The organism is Mycobacterium sp. Panama NTM2 (genome assembly GCF_054355555.1).
In genome coordinates this window covers 4,425,655-4,441,471 of record NZ_CM135953.1, presented here as the reverse complement: position 1 = coordinate 4,441,471, position 15,817 = coordinate 4,425,655, and the positions used below count along the sequence as shown (strand labels likewise).

The following is a 15,817-nucleotide window of genomic DNA, read 5'->3' as shown; positions in this document are numbered from 1 at the left end:
TCCTCCTTCGTCGTGGAACTCGAGCTGAGCGCGACGCTAGGGGCCGGTCATGAAGCCAACCTGAAGAGCGGCGGCGATGGCGCGATTCTTCAGACCCGCTTCAGCGAGCACCGGCCAGAATGAATCCATGGGCGCCCCGTCAGACACCGACCGTGCCGCGGCGCGCGTGCTCGTCGTCGAAGACTCATCAGCCATCCGCGAGATGGTCGTCGAAGCCCTCGTGCATGCCGGATACGCCGCTGACGGCCGTGTCGACGGCCATGACCTGGAGCGTGCACTCGACGGCTACCGACCGGATCTGGTGATCGTGGACATCATGCTGCCCGGGCGGGACGGCTTCGCGCTCTCCGATGTCATCCGCCAGTGGGGCGACGTCGGCCTGATCATGCTGACCGCGCGAGACGGCCTCACCGATCGGCTGCGCGGTCTCGATGGCGGCGCCGACGACTACGTCGTCAAGCCGTTCGAGGTGCCGGAACTGGTATCGCGGGTCGGTGCCGTCCTGCGCCGCCGAGGGCGCCTGCCCGCCACTGTGCAGACCGGTGACCTCGTCGTCGACCGCGGCGCCGGCGTCGCGTCCCGCGCGGGCGTCCCACTCGATCTGACCGCCACCGAGTTCCGGCTGCTGGACTTCCTGCTCGATCAACGTGGCCGCATCGTCAGCGCCCATCAGATCCTCAACGCGGTCTGGGGGTACGCCTCCTACGACGACAACCTGGTGCACGTCCACATCAGCAGCCTGCGGCGCAAGATGGAGGCCCACGGCCCGCGGATTCTGCAGACGGTGCGCGGCATCGGCTACCGGTTGCAGGCACGATGACCGCCACGCCGTCGCTGCAACGGCGCGTGGTGATCGCCGTCCTGGTTTTTCTCGCAGCGCTGCTCCTCGTCCTCGGCGTGGTCATCGACGTGCTGATCGGCGCTCAGGCCCGGCGGGACCTCAACAGTCGTCTGCAGGCCGGCGTCACCCGTGTCGATGCGTTGGCCCGTGCCGGGGTTCCGCCGTCCCAGTGGGCCGCCGACGTCGACGGAGGCGGTGTGCGGGCCGCGGTCTTCACCGTCGACGGCGAGCGGTACGGCGATCCGGGGATCGACCCGGACACCACGATCGGCGAGGACGTCGCGCCGCCGCCCCCGCCCGGCCCGCCGGGGCGTGATCGCGGACCCGGGCCGCCCAACGGGCGCCGGCCACCCCCGCCGCCGGATGCGACGGCGACGGTGATCGACCATCGGTTACCGGATGGCAGCCGGCTCATCCTGGTCGCCGACACTACCGCGACCTCTGCGCTGCTACGGCAACTGCGCATCCTCATGGTGGTCGCGGGCATCGCCGTGCTGCTGGTCACCGCGCTGGGCGTGACGCTGATCGCTCGCGCCACGATGCTGCCGCTGACCCGCCTGACCCAGGTCGCCGAGTCCATCGCCTCTGGCGACCGCGCCAGGCGGGTGCGCCCGGACCGCCCTGGAACCGGACTGGGCCGCGCGGCAGCGGCTTTCGACACCATGGTGGATGCGTTGCAGTATTCGGAGAACCGCGCCTATCAGTCCGCGCAGGCCGCCGCGCAGGCGGAAGCCGCGACCCGCCGGTTCCTGGCCGATGCCGCCCACGAACTCCGCACCCCGATCGCCGGAATCCACGCCGCCGCAGATCAACTCGTGTCGTCTGCCGTCCAGCACGACGACCCCGAGTCCGCACGCCAGCGGCACCGGGCCGAACTGGTGCTCAGCGAGGCCCGCCGGGCGGGGAGGCTGGTCGCCGACATGCTCGACCTCAGCCGCATCGACGCCGGGTCACCGCTCGACCTGCAGCCGTGCGACCTGGTGGCACTGGCCGACGCCGAGCGCGACCGCAGCGCCGTGCTCGCGCCCGATCTTCAGATCCGGCGACGTGGTGACGAGACACTGCCCGTCGTCGTCGATCCCCTGCGCATCGCGCAGATTCTCGCCAATGTCGTCGACAACGCCCGCCGGCACACCCCGGCGGGCGGGGCTATCGACATCGATGTCCGGGCGGTGGATGGTCGCGCCGTGCTCACCGTCACCGACACCGGTCCGGGAGTCCCCGATGAGCAACGGGAACGGATCTTCGAGCGGTTGGTGCGGCTCGACGAGGCCCGCGACCGTGACCGCGGCGGCGCCGGGCTGGGCCTGGCGATCGCCCGAGCGCTCGCGCGAGCGCACGGCGGCGATCTGGTGAACGTGGCCCACCGGCCGGGGGCGCGGTTCGTTCTGACGTTGCCGCGACGTTGAGATGAGTCTGCGGTCCAACCGGGCGAAACCGGTTGGACCGCAGCCGTTGTCGGTCGTTACTGGTCGGCGTCGACGGTGGTGGGAGAAATGGACGCCTGCGTGCCGGCGTGCTGGATCTCCACCTTGCGCGGCTTGGCCTTCTCGGCGACAGGAATCGTCACCGTCAGCACGCCGTTCTCATAGGTCGCCGAGATCGAACTGGTGTCGATCCCGTCGCCGAGGGCGAGCTGCCGGCGATAGCCACCGAAGAATCGCTCGTTGGCCAACCACTGCGCCGACTCGTCGGAGCGGGCGGTGCGGTGGGCAGAGATGGTGAGCGTGCCGTTGTCGACATTCACGTCGACCGAGCCCGGATCGACACCCGGCAGATCGGCGGTCAGCACGTAGTGGTCGTCGATCTTGCAGAGGTCCATGGGCATGAAACGTGGGACGCGGTTCGAACCGGTCTGGCTGGTCATCAGGCCCCGGGTCAGAGCGTCGAGGTCACTGAACGGATCGAAGCGAAGCACAGCAATCCACCTCCTACATCGTCTGAAGCCCGCCACCCTGGCGGGCGACCAAATCACTGTGCACCAGCGAGATTAGCACTCGACGCAGGAGAGTGCCAAGAACTTTTCGCGGGTCCCGTCAGCTGTCGGCGAACGCGATCGCGTCGGTGGGGATGACCTCGGCGACGCGTCCGGGCGCGGCCTGATGTGACCAGTAGAGGTTCGTGTGATCGATGACGGCGGGCACCGGCGGAGCACCCCACGACGTCTTGTCACCTGCGGTGTGTGCGTCGGCGACGAGGACGACGTCGTAACCCCGGACGAAGGCGCCGTGCAGCGTACTGCGCACGCACGCATCGGTTTCCGCCCCGGTCACGACGAGCCGGCCCACGCCGAGGTCGGCCAGTGTGCGTTCCAGTGATGTCGCTTCGAACGCGTCGCCGTAGGTCTTGTCGACGATCGGTTCGCCGTCGGCAGGGGAGAGCTCCGCCACGATCTGCCAGCCGGTGCTGCCGTGGGGCAGTTGATCGTCGTGGTGCCGGACCCACACGACTGCTGTCCCCTCGCGGCGCGCGCGCTCGACCAGCCGAGCGATGTTGGCCACCACGGTGTCTCGCCGGAAAGCGCCGCCGACGACGTCGTTCTGCACGTCGACGACGAGCAGTGCGGTCGTGCCCCGGTCCGCGAGCGTGGTCATGACGTCATTATCTGCGCCCCGCGCAGCGGCTCGAGGCATTGATCGCAGGTGAGCCGCGGGTGGAATCGGTGCCCGCACGACACGTGGGTGATGCGAACGGCCGGTCCGTCGGGATCGGGATACCAGCGCTGCGCCCACGCCAGCGCGCAGACGAGGACGGGAAGCAGCGCTCGTCCCTTGTCGGTCAGCACATAGCGACCGGCGACCGTGTGCAGAATCCCTTCGGTAGTGAAGACGGCCAACCGGCCGGAGATCGTGGCCGGCGGCGCCCCGAGCTCGGTCTGGAAGTCGGTGAACCTGCCGACTCCGACGAACGCGGCCACCAGTAGCGCGAATCCCCACCGGTCGCCGATGACGGTCATCGTCTGTGGGAACAGCACTGCGGCGCGCCGCCCCGCCGAGCGGCGGCGGTTCGTCGTCGACGGGATCGAGCGCGCCCAGCTGCCACTCGGACCCCACTGCGCCACAAGCTCTTTCTCCGACGTGACGGCGGCCTCACACGATCGGCAGGTCAACCTCGGCGTGAACAGCGTCCCGCAGGTGGTGTGGCGCATGGCCGGCAGCGGGCGCGGATGGTCCGGCACCCAGCTGCGCTCCCACTCCCAGATCGAGGTGAGCATCGGCCACAGCGAGCGGCTCTTCGGCGTGGCCGTGTAGTCGACACGGCTCGGATGTGTCTGGTATTCGCGGCGGCCCAGCAGGTCTTCGGTGACCAAGGTGCGCAGCCGGCCGGACAACACGGCGTGCGACACGGGGAGCGCATCGACGAAATGGCCGTAGCGGGTGGCGCCGAGCAGCGTCTGCTGGACGATCAGCAGATTCCATTCGTCGCCGAGAACGCCCAGCATCCGTGCGACGGCGTTCGGGGCGTCGGTCACAACCCGATCGCCGCGGCCGCCGAATCGCTGTCGCGCCAGTGGGCCAACTCCGACCCGGCTGCCCACGTGGAGTGGGTGCCACTCGAAATCCGTTCGGGCAGTTGGAGTGTGCACACCGGTCCGTCGGCGACCCGGGCTGCGTCGAACACCAGGCAATACGATGCGTCTGCGTTCATGTCGGTGGTCAACGTGATGAGATAACCGTCGTCTTCGGCGGTACCGCCCGGCCGCGGCGCCATCGCGGTCTCGCTGCCATAGACGCCGTCGTCGAATGCGTAGCGCTCCTCGCGGCCGGTGTGCAGATCGTGTTTGAGCAGCCCGTCGAAAAGGAACCAGGAGGGCTTGCCCGTCGCCGCGTAGGTGTAGCGGTGTGCACGTCCGGCGCGGTCGGGGTTGATCATGCCGAATTCGCTGATGCTGTCGGTCAATTGCTCCTCACGGACCTCGCCCGTCACGAGATTGAACCGCCAGCGATGCAGCCTGGCCTGCATCCGGTCGAGGGCGAGGAACCGGAAAGCGCGCTGCCACTTGTTGCCCATCCCGTTGTCCGCGGGTTCGGGGTCGCCTTGGAAGAACCCGTCGAGCACGATCTCGTCGCCGTCTTCGTAGGCGTTGGGGAAGTGCAGGACGTAGGTGGGGTCTGCGTCGAACCAGCGGATCTGCGAGGCGTCCCCGCGACGGGGGATCACAGCGAACCGCGACGGGGTGTCGCGGTGGAAGCGTGGCAGGTGGATGTTGTGCTCGAGCAGCGCGGCATCCCAGAACAGCGGAAAATCGTTGAGTATCACATAGTTCTCGGTGAACGCCATGTCGTGGGGCAGTCGTGGGCCGGGAAGCTCGACGTCGACGGTGTGCACCACCTCGCCGGCGTCGCTGACCACGCCGTAGCGCAGATACGGCGCCTGCTTGCTGTAGCTGAAATACAGCAGTTCACCGCCGTCCACTTTCGGGTGCGCGGACACGCCCCAGTCGCGGGGGAAGCCGCCGTTCCAGTCTTCCTTGCCCAACGCATCGCCGGTGCACGGATCGATGCGGTAGAGATCGCCGCACTGGTAGTGGCTGGTCAACGCGACGCCACGATGCACGATCACGTCGGTCGACGACGCATCCTTCATCAACGTCCGTGCGCCCCAACCGTGGTCCCGGCGGGCGAGTTCGATCGGTTCGGCGATTCCCGGCCACAGCGGTCCGCCGGCTTCGTTCTCGGCGAGGAACCCGTCGGTGCGCACGAAGCGGTTGCGGTAGAACGCTTTTCCATCGCGGAAGCCGACGATGTGCAGCATGCCGTCGCCGTCGAAGGGGTGGTAGTTCTTCAGAGCGGGATGTAGCGGGTTCTCGGTGTTGCGGAGATACACGCCGTCCAGGTCGTCGGGGACGGTGCCCGCCACGACCTCGAGGTCGTCGCTGTCCCACTCGGTGGTCTGCGGCCGCCAGGGGCCGGTGCGGTACGGATGGTCGTCGTCGGCGGGCAGGGTGGACAGGAAGGAGGCGACCACCTCGGGATGGGTGCGCAGGCTCATGAGGGTCTCCCGACGACGAAGCTGACGGTGGTGGCGGTGCTGCCGCCGAAGTTGAGGGTGCCGAACGTGCTGGCGCCGTCGACCTGATAGCCGTCGGCGGTTCCACTCACCTGGCGTGCGGCGTCGAGCAGCATCCTGACCCCGGAGGCGCCGACGGGGTGGCCGCCGCCGATGAGCCCTCCGCTGGGATTGATCGGGCACCGGCCGCCGGGGTCGATGTCGCCGCTCTCGATGGCCTGCCACGACTGTCCGGGCTCGGTCAGCCCGATGTGGTCGATGGCGAGGTACTCGCTGGGCGTGAAGCAGTCGTGGACTTCGAAGCCGTCGATGTCGTCGAGAGTGACCTGCGCGCGGTGGAAGGCGTCGTGCACGGCGGAACGCACGTGGGGCAGCACGTACGGCGACTGCGCTGAGCGCCGCAGTTTCTGGTCCAGGCCGAGGCCGACGGTGCGGTGACCCCAGCCGTCGATGCGGGCCAGCGGGCGGGCCGAGGGATGAGCGCGCAGCCAGCCGTCGGTGACCACGACGATGCCCGCGCCGCCGTCGGTGATCTGGCTGCAGTCGAAGCGGCGCAGCCTGCCCTCGACAGGCGGGTTGCTCGCGTCGTCGTCCGTGAGGGGGTCTGGCACGGCCCAGGTCCGGGTCTGAGCATTGGGGTTCCGGCGCGCGTTGGCGAGATTGCGTGCGGCGATCGCACGCAGATGCGCGTCGTCCAGCCCGTAGCGATGGTCGTACTCGGCGGCGACGGTGTCGAACATGGACGGCCACATGTATTTTGCGTCAGCGCCCTCGTGGCCGGTCCACGCGGCGGTGCCCAGGATCGCCGTTGCGGTGTCGCGGGGCACGGTCTTCTCGAGCTCGACGCCGATCACCAACGCGCTGTCGTAGGCGCCGGAGCGAAGGTCGGCGATGGCGGCGAGCGTGGCGACGCTGCCGGATGCGCAGGCGGCCTCGTGGCGGGTGGCGGGGGTGTCCCACAGGCCGTCGCAGACGGTGGCCGGCATCGCGCCGAGGTGACCTTGGCGGGCGAACAGCTCGCCGAACGCATTGGCCACGTGGACGACGCCGATGTCGGCGGCGTCGACCCGGGCGGCGGACAGCGTCTCGTCGACGACCTCCGCGGTGAGCGCGGCGAAATCCGCCCCCTCCCGGTCGAGGTTGCGAGCGAAGTCGCTCTGATAGCCGCCCAGAATCCAGACGCCCACGGTGCTCATCCGCGTGACGCTACTACTTCACTTAACAGAGTGACAGACCCCGAGGCGGTCTCGCCGGCTGGTGTCTGAACCGACGAGACCTGACAGGAGCCTCGGTCGACCGACGCTTCTGCCTGCGGCCCTGCATTGCCCGCACGCGAGCGCCGCAAACCCGGCTCGGTGTACGGTTCCCTTCGATGAAGGAGTTCACGAGGTCATGACCGGTTCGACCAACCGCGATCTGGCACAGCGGATGGCCGAGCTCGCTCGAGCGGTCGCCTCGCCACGCAGTGTTGAAGACGTGCTGTCCGATGTCACCCGAGAGGTGCTGGAGCTGATTCCCAGCACCGACGCGGCCGGCATCCTGTTCGTCGGCAAAGCGGGCCGTTTCGAGTCCGTCGCCGGCACATCCGAGTTGCCGCACGAGCTGGACCGGCTTCAGATGAAGCACAGCGAGGGCCCGTGTCTGGAGGCTGCCCTCGAGGAGACGATCGTGCGCTCCGACGACTTCGCCGCCGAGCCCCGCTGGCCGCGCTACTCGGCCGCGGCCGCCGAGCTGGGCGTGCGCAGCGGCCTGTCGTTCAAGCTGTACACCAGCTCGCAAACGGCGGGTGCGCTGAACTTGTTCGCTGTCGCGCCGAACGCGTTCGATGCAGCCGACGAGAACATCGGCGCGGTTCTGGCCGCCCATGCGGCCGCGGCGATCCTCGCCAGCCGGCATCACGAGCAGTTGCAATCGGCGCTGTCCACGCGGGATCGCATCGGGCAGGCCAAGGGCATCATCATGGAGCGCTACAACGTCGACGACGTGGCGGCGTTCGACATGCTGCGGCGGCTCTCCCAGGACAGCAACGTCAAGCTGACCGATATCGCGCAGCGCGTGATCGACACCCGGGGCGCCTGAGGCCGGACGAGGCGCCGAACGCACGGAATGTGACGCCCGCACTCGCAAGACGCGTCATAAACCGAACATTCGGCGAACCGCAAAAAAGTGCCCCTGTTGAGCTTCGGTTGATTGTTGACGGATGTGTTCCGGTTGATTCTTGACACTCGGTGTGTGGTTTTAGGCCTGTGCGCGGGTGCGCAGGGCCCGCTTGTTTCTTACCTCTCCAGTGCTCGTGCGCGCGGCAGTCTTGACCAGGACGTCACCGATGTAGAAGCGCAGCAGCTCACCGTCAACATGGACGTCGCACCGCGATCCTGCGTAGTGCCGGCCCAGGCTGACCTGTTGCCAGGACACGCAGACCACGCCGTTGGTGGTCACACGCCGGCTCACCCAGTCCGAGCCGACACGTTTGGCGTGCAGCCCCTGATCCGGTGGCAGCGTCATCGACGCCGGCGCAGACGTCTCGGTGGTGAATCGCGAGGCCGGAGTGGCCATCTGCAACGCTTGGTGGGGTCGCTCAGTGTTGTAGAACCGAACCCACTCATCGACGGCTTGCTGAGCGACTCCGATAGTGGCGAAAGGGCCGCAGCCACTGAGGAACTCGGCGCGCAGACTGCGATGGAAACGCTCGATCTTCCCCGTGGTGGTCGGTGAGCGCGGTTGAGTCAACAGATGATCGATGCCCTGCTCACGACAGATCGCGTCGAAGAGCACCTCAACCGGAGGATGGTTGAACCGGCCGGTGAACACCTTGCCGTTATCGGTCAGAATCTGCGTCGGCGGCCCGTAGGTGGCCAGCGCACGACGCAGTCCGTCGCACACCGCGCGGGTCCGCTCGCGAGCCATCACCGTGGCGCATACGCACATCCGGGAATGATCGTCGACGCCGGTCAGAATCTTGGCTGAGCTGCCGTCGGCCATAGCGACCCCGCCCACGACATCCATCTGCCACAGCTCCATCGCAGCACCGCGTTCCCACCGTTTCCATTTACGTGAGCGCCGGTCCCGCGCGTGCGGATCAATCATCTGTGCGCGCACCAACGCCCGATAAGCTGCCGACTCCGAAGGCACCGGCGTCACTCCGCGCCTGGCCAGTTCGAACACCAACCGGCGCGGACCCCAGTACGGGCGCGATCGCCGCAGCTCCAGCAACGCCGCCTCCACCTCGGCCGACATCTGATGCGGACACGACACCGGCCGATGCGACCGATCCACCAATCCCTCCAGGCCGTCGGCCTCATACCGCGCCAGCCACGCATGCAACGTCTGCCGCGACACGCCTACCTTCGAGGCGACCTGCGAGATCGACAACCCATCGCTGATCACCGCCAACACAGCCTGATACCGCTGCTCAGCCACGCTCAACTCCCTCATTCAGGGAGTGTCAAGGATCAGCCGAAGCAACTGTCAAGCATCAGCCGAAACACTGTCAGGCATCACCCGGAGGAGAAATGTCAGGCATCACCCGACGCAATACAGCAACAAAGTGCCCCCGGCAGTGTGGTGTTTCAGGACATCGGAATAGGGTGTCTCACGACATCGGCATAGGTACGTCAGCCAGTTTCGGCTGGTGTCGAAGGCTCGTCTGGTCATCACCGCAGTCCTTGTCGAGGGCCGCTCACAATCGCAGGTCGCCCGCGATTACGGCGTCTCCCAAAGCTGGATCTCGAGGCTGATCAAGCGCTACACCCTCGACGGCGACGCCGCGTTCGAACCCCGCTCCCGGCGCCCCCACACCAGCCCAGGCCGGCTCCCACAATCCACCATCGACCTCATCATCGACCTGCGCCGCACCCTGACCGGCAAAGGCCTCGACGCCGGCCCCCACACCATCGCCTGGCACCTCGAACACCACCACCACCTGCGTGTATCAGCCGCGACGATCAGCCGCCACCTCACCCGCGCCGGCCTCGTCGAACCCACCCCGCAGAAACGCCCCAAAAGCTCCTACATCCGTTTCGCCGCCGCACAGCCCAACCAACGCTGGCAAGCCGACTTCACCCACTGGCGCCTCACACACGGAGCCGACACCGAAATCCTGTGCTGGCTTGACGACTGCTCACGCCTGGCCATCTCCGTCACCGCCCACCGCCGCATCACCGGCGCCATCGTCGTCACCGAATTCACCAAAGCCACTGCCCGCCATGGCATCCCCCACTCCACACTCACCGACAACGGCATGGTCTTCACCACCCGCCTCGCCGGCGGCAAAGGCGGACGCAACGCCTTCGAAGCCGAACTCCACCGCCTCGGCGTCCACCAAATCAACTCCACCCCGCACCACCCCACCACCTGCGGGAAAGTCGAACGCTTCCACCAAACCCTCAAAAAATGGCTCACCGGCCAACCCCGCGCCACCACCATCGCCGAACTCCAAACCCAACTCGACACCTTCGTCGACGAATACAACCACCGCCGCCCCCACCGCTCCTTGCCCCACAGAGCCACCCCAGCAGTGATCTACACCAGCCGCCCCAAAGCCGACCCAGCAACGCGCATCGACACCCACAACCGTGTCCGCACCGACCGCGTCGACCAAGCCGGAGCGATCACTCTGCGCGTCAACGGGCGCCTGCACCACATCGGCATCGGCCGCCACCACTACCGAACCCGCGTTCTGATCCTCGCCCAGGACCACCACATCACCGTCATCAACGCCGCCACCGGAGAAGTCCTACGCGACTTCACACTCGACCCCACCAGGGACTACCAACCCACCGGCGCCCCCAAAGGCCCCAAACGGAAAAAACCGCGGACCTAAAGTAGGTCCGCGGCTATTCCGATGTCCTGCGACATCACAAAGTGCCCCCGGCAGGATTCGAACCTGCGACACCGGCTTTAGGAGAGCCGTGCTCTATCCCCTGAGCTACGGGGGCGACGCTGGGAGCTTACCGGTCAGCGGCTGCTGAACCCCAGCCCGTCACATATGGCAAAAGTGACAAAACTTGTGACCTCCGCCGGTAGCGTCCCCGGCGTGGAGCTGACACTGCAACGCATCGGCGCCTGGTCGGGCAGCATCATGATCCTTCTCTACGGCGCGAGCTTTTCCGGCGTCGCACAGCTCTTCCCGCCGCTCTCCCCGGCGGCCTCTGCCGACGAGATCGCCGCGTTCTTCGTCGATCACAAACTCTGGATCCGCTTCGGGGTCTCGGGCGCTCTGCTCAGCGCCGCGCTGGCGCTGCCGTTCCTCGCCGTCATCGTGTTGCGCATCAAACGCGCCGAGGGCGGCTGGGGCATGTTATCGATGACGCAGCTGATGGCCGCCACCGTGTTCGTCCCCGCGCTGATCTTTCCGCAGTTCTTCCTCGGCGTCGCCGCCTTCCGGCCCGAGGGCCGGTCCGCCGAACTCACCCAGGCGCTCAACGATGTCTTCTGGCTGTGGTTCATCGGCATCGTCGGGACCATCATCGTGCAGAACGTCACGCTGGCCATCGCCGCGTTCACCGATCAGGCCGACACTCCGACGTTCCCGCGGTGGTACGGCTACCTCAACCTGTGGGTGGCCACGCTTTCTCTGCCCGGGTGTGTCGTGGTCGTCTTCAACGACGGACCGCTCGCCTGGAACGGGGTGTTCGCGTTCTACATTCCTGGACTTGTGCTCGTCGTCTGGCTGTTCGCCACGACAGCGGTGACGCTGAAATCGATCACCGTTCAGCGGGCGCTCTCCGGGTGACGACCACTGCTCGCCGGGTCCCCGCCGAAAGTGGCACCTGGGTCTTCCTGTTCGGCGACATGGCCGTCTTCGGTGCGTTCTTCGTCACCTTCCTCGTCGAACGCGCAACAGCCCCAGAGCTTTTCGATCAGGCACGGACCACCCTGCACATCGGCGTCGGCGTGGCCAACACGCTGGTACTGCTGACCAGTTCGCTGTGCGTAGTGCTCGCGCTGAACGCCATGCGAGCCGCGCAGCGCACCATCGCCACCCGCGCAGCGGGGGCCGCGATCCTCTGCGGCCTGGTCTTCATCGGTCTCAAGATCACCGAATACGTGGCGCTCGCAGAAGCGGGACACGGCCCGGGCGCCAACCACTTCTATCTCTACTACGTCATCCTCACCGGCCTGCACCTGTTCCACGTCTGCCTCGGCGTTGGTGCCCTGACGTTCCTGGCGACCCAGACGCGGCGCACCGAACTCAGCCTCACCCGCACCGCGCTGGTCGAGGGTGCGGCATGCTTCTGGCATCTGGTTGACCTGCTCTGGATCTTCCTGTTCGCGCTGCTCTACCTGGTGAGCTGACATGACGATCGTCGGGCTGCTCAAGAACCGCGCCGGGCTGAGCTGGCTCGTCCTCGTCGCGGCCACACTGCTGTCCTGGGCGCTCGGCGCCGACCACGGCACCGGCTCCATGGTCGGCGTCGCCGTGCTGGGTATCGCCGCGATCAAGGTGCGCCTCGTCGGCCTCGACTTCATGGAGCTGCGGCACGCCCCGATCCCGCTGCGCGCCGCGTTCGAGGCGTACTGCATCGGCATGTGGGCGCTGCTGTCCGGGCTGTATCTGTGGCTGTAACGCAACCTATTTCAGTAGCGCGATGACCTCGCCGAACGCGCGGGCGTGCCGGTCCTGCACCGTCACATAGCTGATGCCGTACCGGTCCCGGTAACCGCGAATCCGATCGGCCATGTCCGCGGCGGACCCCGACAGCACCCCCGGATGGCGTAGCAGCTCGTCGTCGGACAGCCCGGGCAGGAAGTGGCGCGGAATGGTCAGATCCGGTACGCCCGAACCGTCCAGCGGCATCGCGGTGATCGCGATGTTCAGTTCCAGCGAATCGAAGCGCTCACCGGCTGCGTCGCGCACGAACGCGATTCTGTCCGCCAGCGGATCCTCGTCGGCGCCGGGTGCCCGGTCGCCTCCGGTGAGACCCACGATGTCGGCCATCCGGGCCGCGAGCCGCAGCACCCGATCGCCGTTGCCGGCGATCATGATCGGCACGTCGGGTGTGCGTTCGGCGAGATAGGCGCAGGTCTCGCGCAGGTGCTCCACCCGTGCGCCGGCGCTCGGGAACGGGATGCCCGCCGCCTCGAACTCCTCTTTCACATAACCGGTGCCCAGCCCGAGGTCGAGCCGGCCCTCGGACACGTCCCACAGCGCCGCCACGTCGCGCGCGAGCAGCGCCGGCCGGTAGAACGCCGCGTTGAGCACGAACGTGCCGACCCGCAGCGTCGAGGTCGCCATCGCGATCGTCGTCATCACCGGGAACGGCGCCGGGCCGCCGAGGTGGTCCGGCACGTGCACCACGTCGTAGCCCAGGTCCTCGGCCTGCCGTGAGAAGTCGTGCAGCTGCCCGCGTGAGGTGCCACGCATGACGCCGATACCAAATCGCAACTCTGCAGCCACGGTTCGATCGTAGGGACAGGTTTGAAGGGGATCCGCCAGGGGCACTAAGGCTGCAGTCTTTTCCCGCCGATCCGGCCCGTCGTCGAACTATCCGACGGGCCGGATCAAAATTTCGGCAGGTTCTTCACCCCTATGGCAGACATCCCCACGATCGGCGTCGAAGAGGAATTCCTCCTCGTCGATCCGGACACTGGCGCACCGTTACCCCGCAACCGCGACGTCGCCGAGCGCGCCGCCGACCTGGGGCTCGACCTCCAACTCGAGCTCACCAGTTGTCAGATCGAAACGGCGACCGACGTGATGCAGACCGCGGAGGAGCTCCACACCGCGCTGGCGCGTCTGCGCGGCACCGTCGCCGATGCCGCTGGTCAGGCAGGTGCCCGGTTACTCGCGGTGGGTCTGCCGCCGACGTTGCCGCACGACTTCCCGGTCACCGACACCCCGCGCTACCGCGATATCGGCGACCGCTTCGGGATGATCGCCCACGAGCAGGGCATCTGCGGGTGCCACGTGCACGTCGCCGTACCGGACCGCGACGCGGCGGTCGTGGTGTCCAATCGGCTGCGCCCGTGGCTGCCGGTGCTGCTGGCGTTGACGGCCAACTCGGCGATCTACCGCAACGCCGACACCGGTCACTCGAGCTGGCGCAGCGTGCTGTGGGCGCGCTGGCCCAGCGCCGGGCCGCCGCCGCTCTTCGACTCCGCCGCGGACTACGACGCTGCGGTACGGATGCTGGTGCAGTCCGAGGTGATTCGCGACGACGGCATGGTCTATTGGGATGTGCGGCCCTCGGCGAACTTCCCGACGGTGGAGATCAGGGTCGCCGACGTGCCGGCGACGGTGGGGGAGACGGTTCTGCTGGCGACATTGTCGCGCGCGGCTGTGATGACCGCGCTCGCGGAGGAAGAGCGCGGTCAGGCCCAGCCGACAGTGGATGCCTGGACGCTGAAGGCGGCGTACTGGAAGGCCGCACGCGACGGCGTCGACGGTTCCGGTGTGGACCTGCGCAGCAACACGGCCGCGCCGATGCGTACGTTGCTGCAACAGATGCTCGACTGGGTGCGCCCGGCGCTGGAGCGCACCGGCGACGAGGACGTCGTGCGCCGGGGCGTGGCCGCGGTGTTCGAGCACGGCAACGGGGCGATGCGGCAACGACGGGCATGGCGGCGCGGACACGATGTGCGCGACGTGCTCGCCGTCGCGGGTGATGCGACGCTCGAGTTCTAGACCAGCGGCAGTTCGGCGAAAGCCGGCGTGGTGGGCTCTTTCGACCCGCCGGGCGGTTCGACCGTGAACGCCAACGCGCTCGACGCACCGAGATCCGGGAGCACCGCCGTCGTCGACGGCGTGACAGCACCGGCGTCCATCGTCCCCGCCGAATGCGGACCGTCGGAGGCGACGAGCCACATCTGGTAGACCGTCCCGGGCTTGGGCGGTGTCACGTTGTTCATCACGAGCACGCCGGAATCCCGCTCCCGGGAGAACACCAGGGTCGCGGTGCCACCGCCGGGGATGTCACCCGAGACGGTCCGCACATCGGGCGCTGCGAAGATCTGGTCGGTCGTCGACTCGGAGGCGCTCGGCCGCATCGCCACACCGACCCCGAGGGCGCCCAGTCCGACGGCCACCACCGCTGCCGCGGCGAGCATGACGGTCGCCCACCGTCGGCGCTTCGGTCCGATGGAGCGCACCGCGCCACCCCGGCCGCCGTCGCGCTGGATCTGGCTCAACACCTGTGCGCGAAGTTCGGGCGGCGGCTCGACTGCGGTGGCTTCCGCGATCACCGCCATCGTCTCGCGCACGGCGCGGACTTCGGCGCGGAACGCCTCGGCCACGTCGGGCGAGGCGTCGCTGAGCTGACGGTCGATGTCGTCGACCTCAGGGTCACTGAGCGCATGCAGCGCATAGGGCGTCGCAAGGGACAGCAGTTCTTCCGGGCTGGTCATGTCACCCCCAGGCATCGGCGGAGACCGCGAATGGCGTCACGCATCCGCGACTTGATGGTGGCAAGATTCGTCGAAAGATGCTCGGAAACCTGCACATAGGTAAGACCGTCGTAATACGCCAACTGGATACATTCTCGTTGGGTGTCGGTGAGCGCCCCGAGGCACGCGGCGACCTGGCGCCGCTCCTCGTCCAGGATCACCTCGTCGGCGACGTGATCGGCGGGTGGCTCGACGTTGGCGGCGCCATACCGGGATTCCCGGGTGCTGGCGGCCTGCTCGGAGCGCACCCGGTCCACCGCGCGTCGGTGCGCCAGCGTCATCAGCCACGCCAGCGGTGAACCCGCCGACGGATCGTATGTGTGTGCGTTGCGCCAGACCTGCAGGTAGATGTCCTGCGTCGTCTCCTCGCTGTACCCCGGGTCGCGCAGTACGCGCAGAACCAGGCCGAAGACCCGGGACCGGGTCTGGTCGTACAGGGCGGCAAAGGCGTCCACGTCCTGGCGGGCCACCTGGCGCAGCAAAGCGTCGAGTTCGGCGGTCACGAGCGGTAGCCTAGCGGCTGCCCGCAGGCTGTCCGTCGAAGTCGTGGGCTTCGCCCTGGGGGGCAAGGTCGCGATCATC

At 67.8% G+C, this 15,817-nt stretch carries 17 protein-coding genes and 1 tRNA gene; 8 read left to right on the top strand and 10 right to left on the bottom strand.

The window, feature by feature from the left end:
• Positions 1-127 precede the first annotated feature (127 nt).
• The gene (locus tag ACXYX3_RS21255) at positions 128-820 is read left to right on the top strand and encodes a response regulator transcription factor (protein ID WP_458608904.1); all 693 of its coding nucleotides are present in this window, start codon (positions 128-130) and stop codon (positions 818-820) included.
• Positions 817-2,250, top strand: a complete 1,434-nt coding sequence (locus ACXYX3_RS21250) for an ATP-binding protein (protein WP_458608903.1) — start codon at positions 817-819, stop codon at positions 2,248-2,250. Before ACXYX3_RS21255 ends, ACXYX3_RS21250 begins: the two co-directional genes overlap by 4 nt.
• Positions 2,251-2,306: 56 nt before the next feature.
• Here the strand turns inward: ACXYX3_RS21250 and ACXYX3_RS21245 are convergent, their stop codons facing one another.
• The 5 genes from ACXYX3_RS21245 to ACXYX3_RS21225 all read right to left on the bottom strand — a co-directional run bounded on the left by ACXYX3_RS21245 (position 2,307) and on the right by ACXYX3_RS21225 (position 7,047).
• Positions 2,307-2,759, bottom strand: coding sequence for an Hsp20/alpha crystallin family protein (locus tag ACXYX3_RS21245; RefSeq protein WP_458608902.1), 453 nt, complete (start codon positions 2,757-2,759; stop codon positions 2,307-2,309).
• A 118-nt stretch (positions 2,760-2,877) separates the two neighbouring features.
• Positions 2,878-3,435: an isochorismatase family protein gene (locus ACXYX3_RS21240; RefSeq protein ID WP_458608901.1), complete on the bottom strand. Its 558-nt coding sequence runs from the start codon at positions 3,433-3,435 to the stop codon at positions 2,878-2,880.
• Entirely contained in the window at positions 3,432-4,283 is an 852-nt protein-coding gene (locus tag ACXYX3_RS21235; RefSeq protein ID WP_458612170.1) for a winged helix-turn-helix transcriptional regulator, read from the bottom strand. Before ACXYX3_RS21235 ends, ACXYX3_RS21240 begins: the two co-directional genes overlap by 4 nt.
• Positions 4,284-4,309: 26 nt before the next feature.
• Positions 4,310-5,833 carry a carotenoid oxygenase family protein gene (locus ACXYX3_RS21230; protein WP_458608900.1) on the bottom strand — a complete coding sequence of 508 codons (1,524 nt, stop codon included), beginning with the start codon at positions 5,831-5,833 and terminating at the stop codon, positions 4,310-4,312.
• Positions 5,830-7,047 carry an acetyl-CoA acetyltransferase gene (locus ACXYX3_RS21225; protein ID WP_458608899.1) on the bottom strand — a complete coding sequence of 406 codons (1,218 nt, stop codon included), beginning with the start codon at positions 7,045-7,047 and terminating at the stop codon, positions 5,830-5,832. Before ACXYX3_RS21225 ends, ACXYX3_RS21230 begins: the two co-directional genes overlap by 4 nt.
• A gap of 196 nt (positions 7,048-7,243) precedes the next feature.
• On the opposite strand from ACXYX3_RS21225, the gene ACXYX3_RS21220 reads away from it, so the two are divergent.
• Positions 7,244-7,930, top strand: coding sequence for a GAF and ANTAR domain-containing protein (locus ACXYX3_RS21220; protein WP_458608898.1), 687 nt, complete (start codon positions 7,244-7,246; stop codon positions 7,928-7,930).
• A gap of 159 nt (positions 7,931-8,089) precedes the next feature.
• Here the strand turns inward: ACXYX3_RS21220 and ACXYX3_RS21215 are convergent, their stop codons facing one another.
• A complete protein-coding gene (locus ACXYX3_RS21215) occupies positions 8,090-9,286 on the bottom strand; it encodes an IS481 family transposase (RefSeq protein ID WP_458608897.1) in 1,197 nt (398 codons plus the stop codon).
• 196 nt (positions 9,287-9,482) lie between these two features.
• On the opposite strand from ACXYX3_RS21215, the gene ACXYX3_RS21210 reads away from it, so the two are divergent.
• Positions 9,483-10,673: an IS481 family transposase gene (locus ACXYX3_RS21210; protein WP_458608895.1), complete on the top strand. Its 1,191-nt coding sequence runs from the start codon at positions 9,483-9,485 to the stop codon at positions 10,671-10,673.
• 42 nt (positions 10,674-10,715) lie between these two features.
• On the opposite strand, the gene ACXYX3_RS21205 is transcribed toward ACXYX3_RS21210, so the two are convergent.
• Positions 10,716-10,788 (bottom strand) — tRNA-Arg (locus ACXYX3_RS21205).
• A 50-nt stretch (positions 10,789-10,838) separates the two neighbouring features.
• Here ACXYX3_RS21205 and ACXYX3_RS21200 point away from each other — a divergent pair.
• The 3 genes from ACXYX3_RS21200 to ACXYX3_RS21190 are packed head-to-tail and all read left to right on the top strand — an operon-like array spanning position 10,839 to position 12,419.
• Positions 10,839-11,585 (top strand): hypothetical protein, encoded by a 747-nt coding sequence (locus tag ACXYX3_RS21200; RefSeq protein WP_458608894.1) that lies wholly within the window; start codon positions 10,839-10,841, stop codon positions 11,583-11,585.
• Positions 11,586-11,644: 59 nt separating this feature from the next.
• The gene (locus ACXYX3_RS21195; protein WP_458612169.1) at positions 11,645-12,148 is read left to right on the top strand and encodes a cytochrome c oxidase subunit 3; all 504 of its coding nucleotides are present in this window, start codon (positions 11,645-11,647) and stop codon (positions 12,146-12,148) included.
• A 1-nt stretch (position 12,149) separates the two neighbouring features.
• Positions 12,150-12,419, top strand: a complete 270-nt coding sequence (locus ACXYX3_RS21190) for a cytochrome C oxidase subunit IV family protein (RefSeq protein WP_458608893.1) — start codon at positions 12,150-12,152, stop codon at positions 12,417-12,419.
• A gap of 6 nt (positions 12,420-12,425) precedes the next feature.
• Here the strand turns inward: ACXYX3_RS21190 and ACXYX3_RS21185 are convergent, their stop codons facing one another.
• Complete coding sequence (locus tag ACXYX3_RS21185) at positions 12,426-13,250, bottom strand: LLM class F420-dependent oxidoreductase (protein ID WP_458608891.1); 825 nt, start codon at positions 13,248-13,250, stop codon at positions 12,426-12,428.
• 132 nt (positions 13,251-13,382) lie between these two features.
• Between ACXYX3_RS21185 and ACXYX3_RS21180 the strand changes: the two genes are divergently transcribed.
• Positions 13,383-14,477, top strand: coding sequence for a glutamate--cysteine ligase 2 (locus ACXYX3_RS21180; protein WP_458608890.1), 1,095 nt, complete (start codon positions 13,383-13,385; stop codon positions 14,475-14,477).
• On the opposite strand, the gene ACXYX3_RS21175 is transcribed toward ACXYX3_RS21180, so the two are convergent.
• Positions 14,474-15,196, bottom strand: coding sequence for an anti-sigma factor (locus tag ACXYX3_RS21175; protein ID WP_458608889.1), 723 nt, complete (start codon positions 15,194-15,196; stop codon positions 14,474-14,476). The genes ACXYX3_RS21180 and ACXYX3_RS21175 overlap by 4 nt on opposite strands.
• Entirely contained in the window at positions 15,193-15,816 is a 624-nt protein-coding gene (locus ACXYX3_RS21170) for a sigma-70 family RNA polymerase sigma factor (RefSeq protein WP_458608888.1), read from the bottom strand. Before ACXYX3_RS21170 ends, ACXYX3_RS21175 begins: the two co-directional genes overlap by 4 nt.
• Position 15,817: the final 1 nt, after the last annotated feature.

What these genes read in the sequence shown, in the direction of transcription:
- ACXYX3_RS21255 (WP_458608904.1), top strand. Translation starts at nt 128, where the DNA reads ATGGGCGCCCCGTCAGACACCGACCGTGCCGCGGCGCGCGTGCTCGTC.
- ACXYX3_RS21250 (WP_458608903.1), top strand. Translation starts at nt 817, where the DNA reads ATGACCGCCACGCCGTCGCTGCAACGGCGCGTGGTGATCGCCGTCCTG.
- ACXYX3_RS21240 (WP_458608901.1), bottom strand. Translation starts at nt 3,435, where the DNA reads ATGACCACGCTCGCGGACCGGGGCACGACCGCACTGCTCGTCGTCGAC.
- ACXYX3_RS21235 (WP_458612170.1), bottom strand. Translation starts at nt 4,283, where the DNA reads ATGCTGGGCGTTCTCGGCGACGAATGGAATCTGCTGATCGTCCAGCAG.
- ACXYX3_RS21230 (WP_458608900.1), bottom strand. Translation starts at nt 5,833, where the DNA reads ATGAGCCTGCGCACCCATCCCGAGGTGGTCGCCTCCTTCCTGTCCACC.
- ACXYX3_RS21225 (WP_458608899.1), bottom strand. Translation starts at nt 7,047, where the DNA reads ATGAGCACCGTGGGCGTCTGGATTCTGGGCGGCTATCAGAGCGACTTC.
- ACXYX3_RS21220 (WP_458608898.1), top strand. Translation starts at nt 7,244, where the DNA reads ATGACCGGTTCGACCAACCGCGATCTGGCACAGCGGATGGCCGAGCTC.
- ACXYX3_RS21215 (WP_458608897.1), bottom strand. Translation starts at nt 9,286, where the DNA reads ATGAGGGAGTTGAGCGTGGCTGAGCAGCGGTATCAGGCTGTGTTGGCG.
- ACXYX3_RS21200 (WP_458608894.1), top strand. Translation starts at nt 10,839, where the DNA reads ATGGCAAAAGTGACAAAACTTGTGACCTCCGCCGGTAGCGTCCCCGGC.
- ACXYX3_RS21195 (WP_458612169.1), top strand. Translation starts at nt 11,645, where the DNA reads ATGGCCGTCTTCGGTGCGTTCTTCGTCACCTTCCTCGTCGAACGCGCA.
- ACXYX3_RS21190 (WP_458608893.1), top strand. Translation starts at nt 12,150, where the DNA reads ATGACGATCGTCGGGCTGCTCAAGAACCGCGCCGGGCTGAGCTGGCTC.
- ACXYX3_RS21180 (WP_458608890.1), top strand. Translation starts at nt 13,383, where the DNA reads ATGGCAGACATCCCCACGATCGGCGTCGAAGAGGAATTCCTCCTCGTC.
- ACXYX3_RS21175 (WP_458608889.1), bottom strand. Translation starts at nt 15,196, where the DNA reads ATGACCAGCCCGGAAGAACTGCTGTCCCTTGCGACGCCCTATGCGCTG.
- ACXYX3_RS21170 (WP_458608888.1), bottom strand. Translation starts at nt 15,816, where the DNA reads ATGATCGCGACCTTGCCCCCCAGGGCGAAGCCCACGACTTCGACGGAC.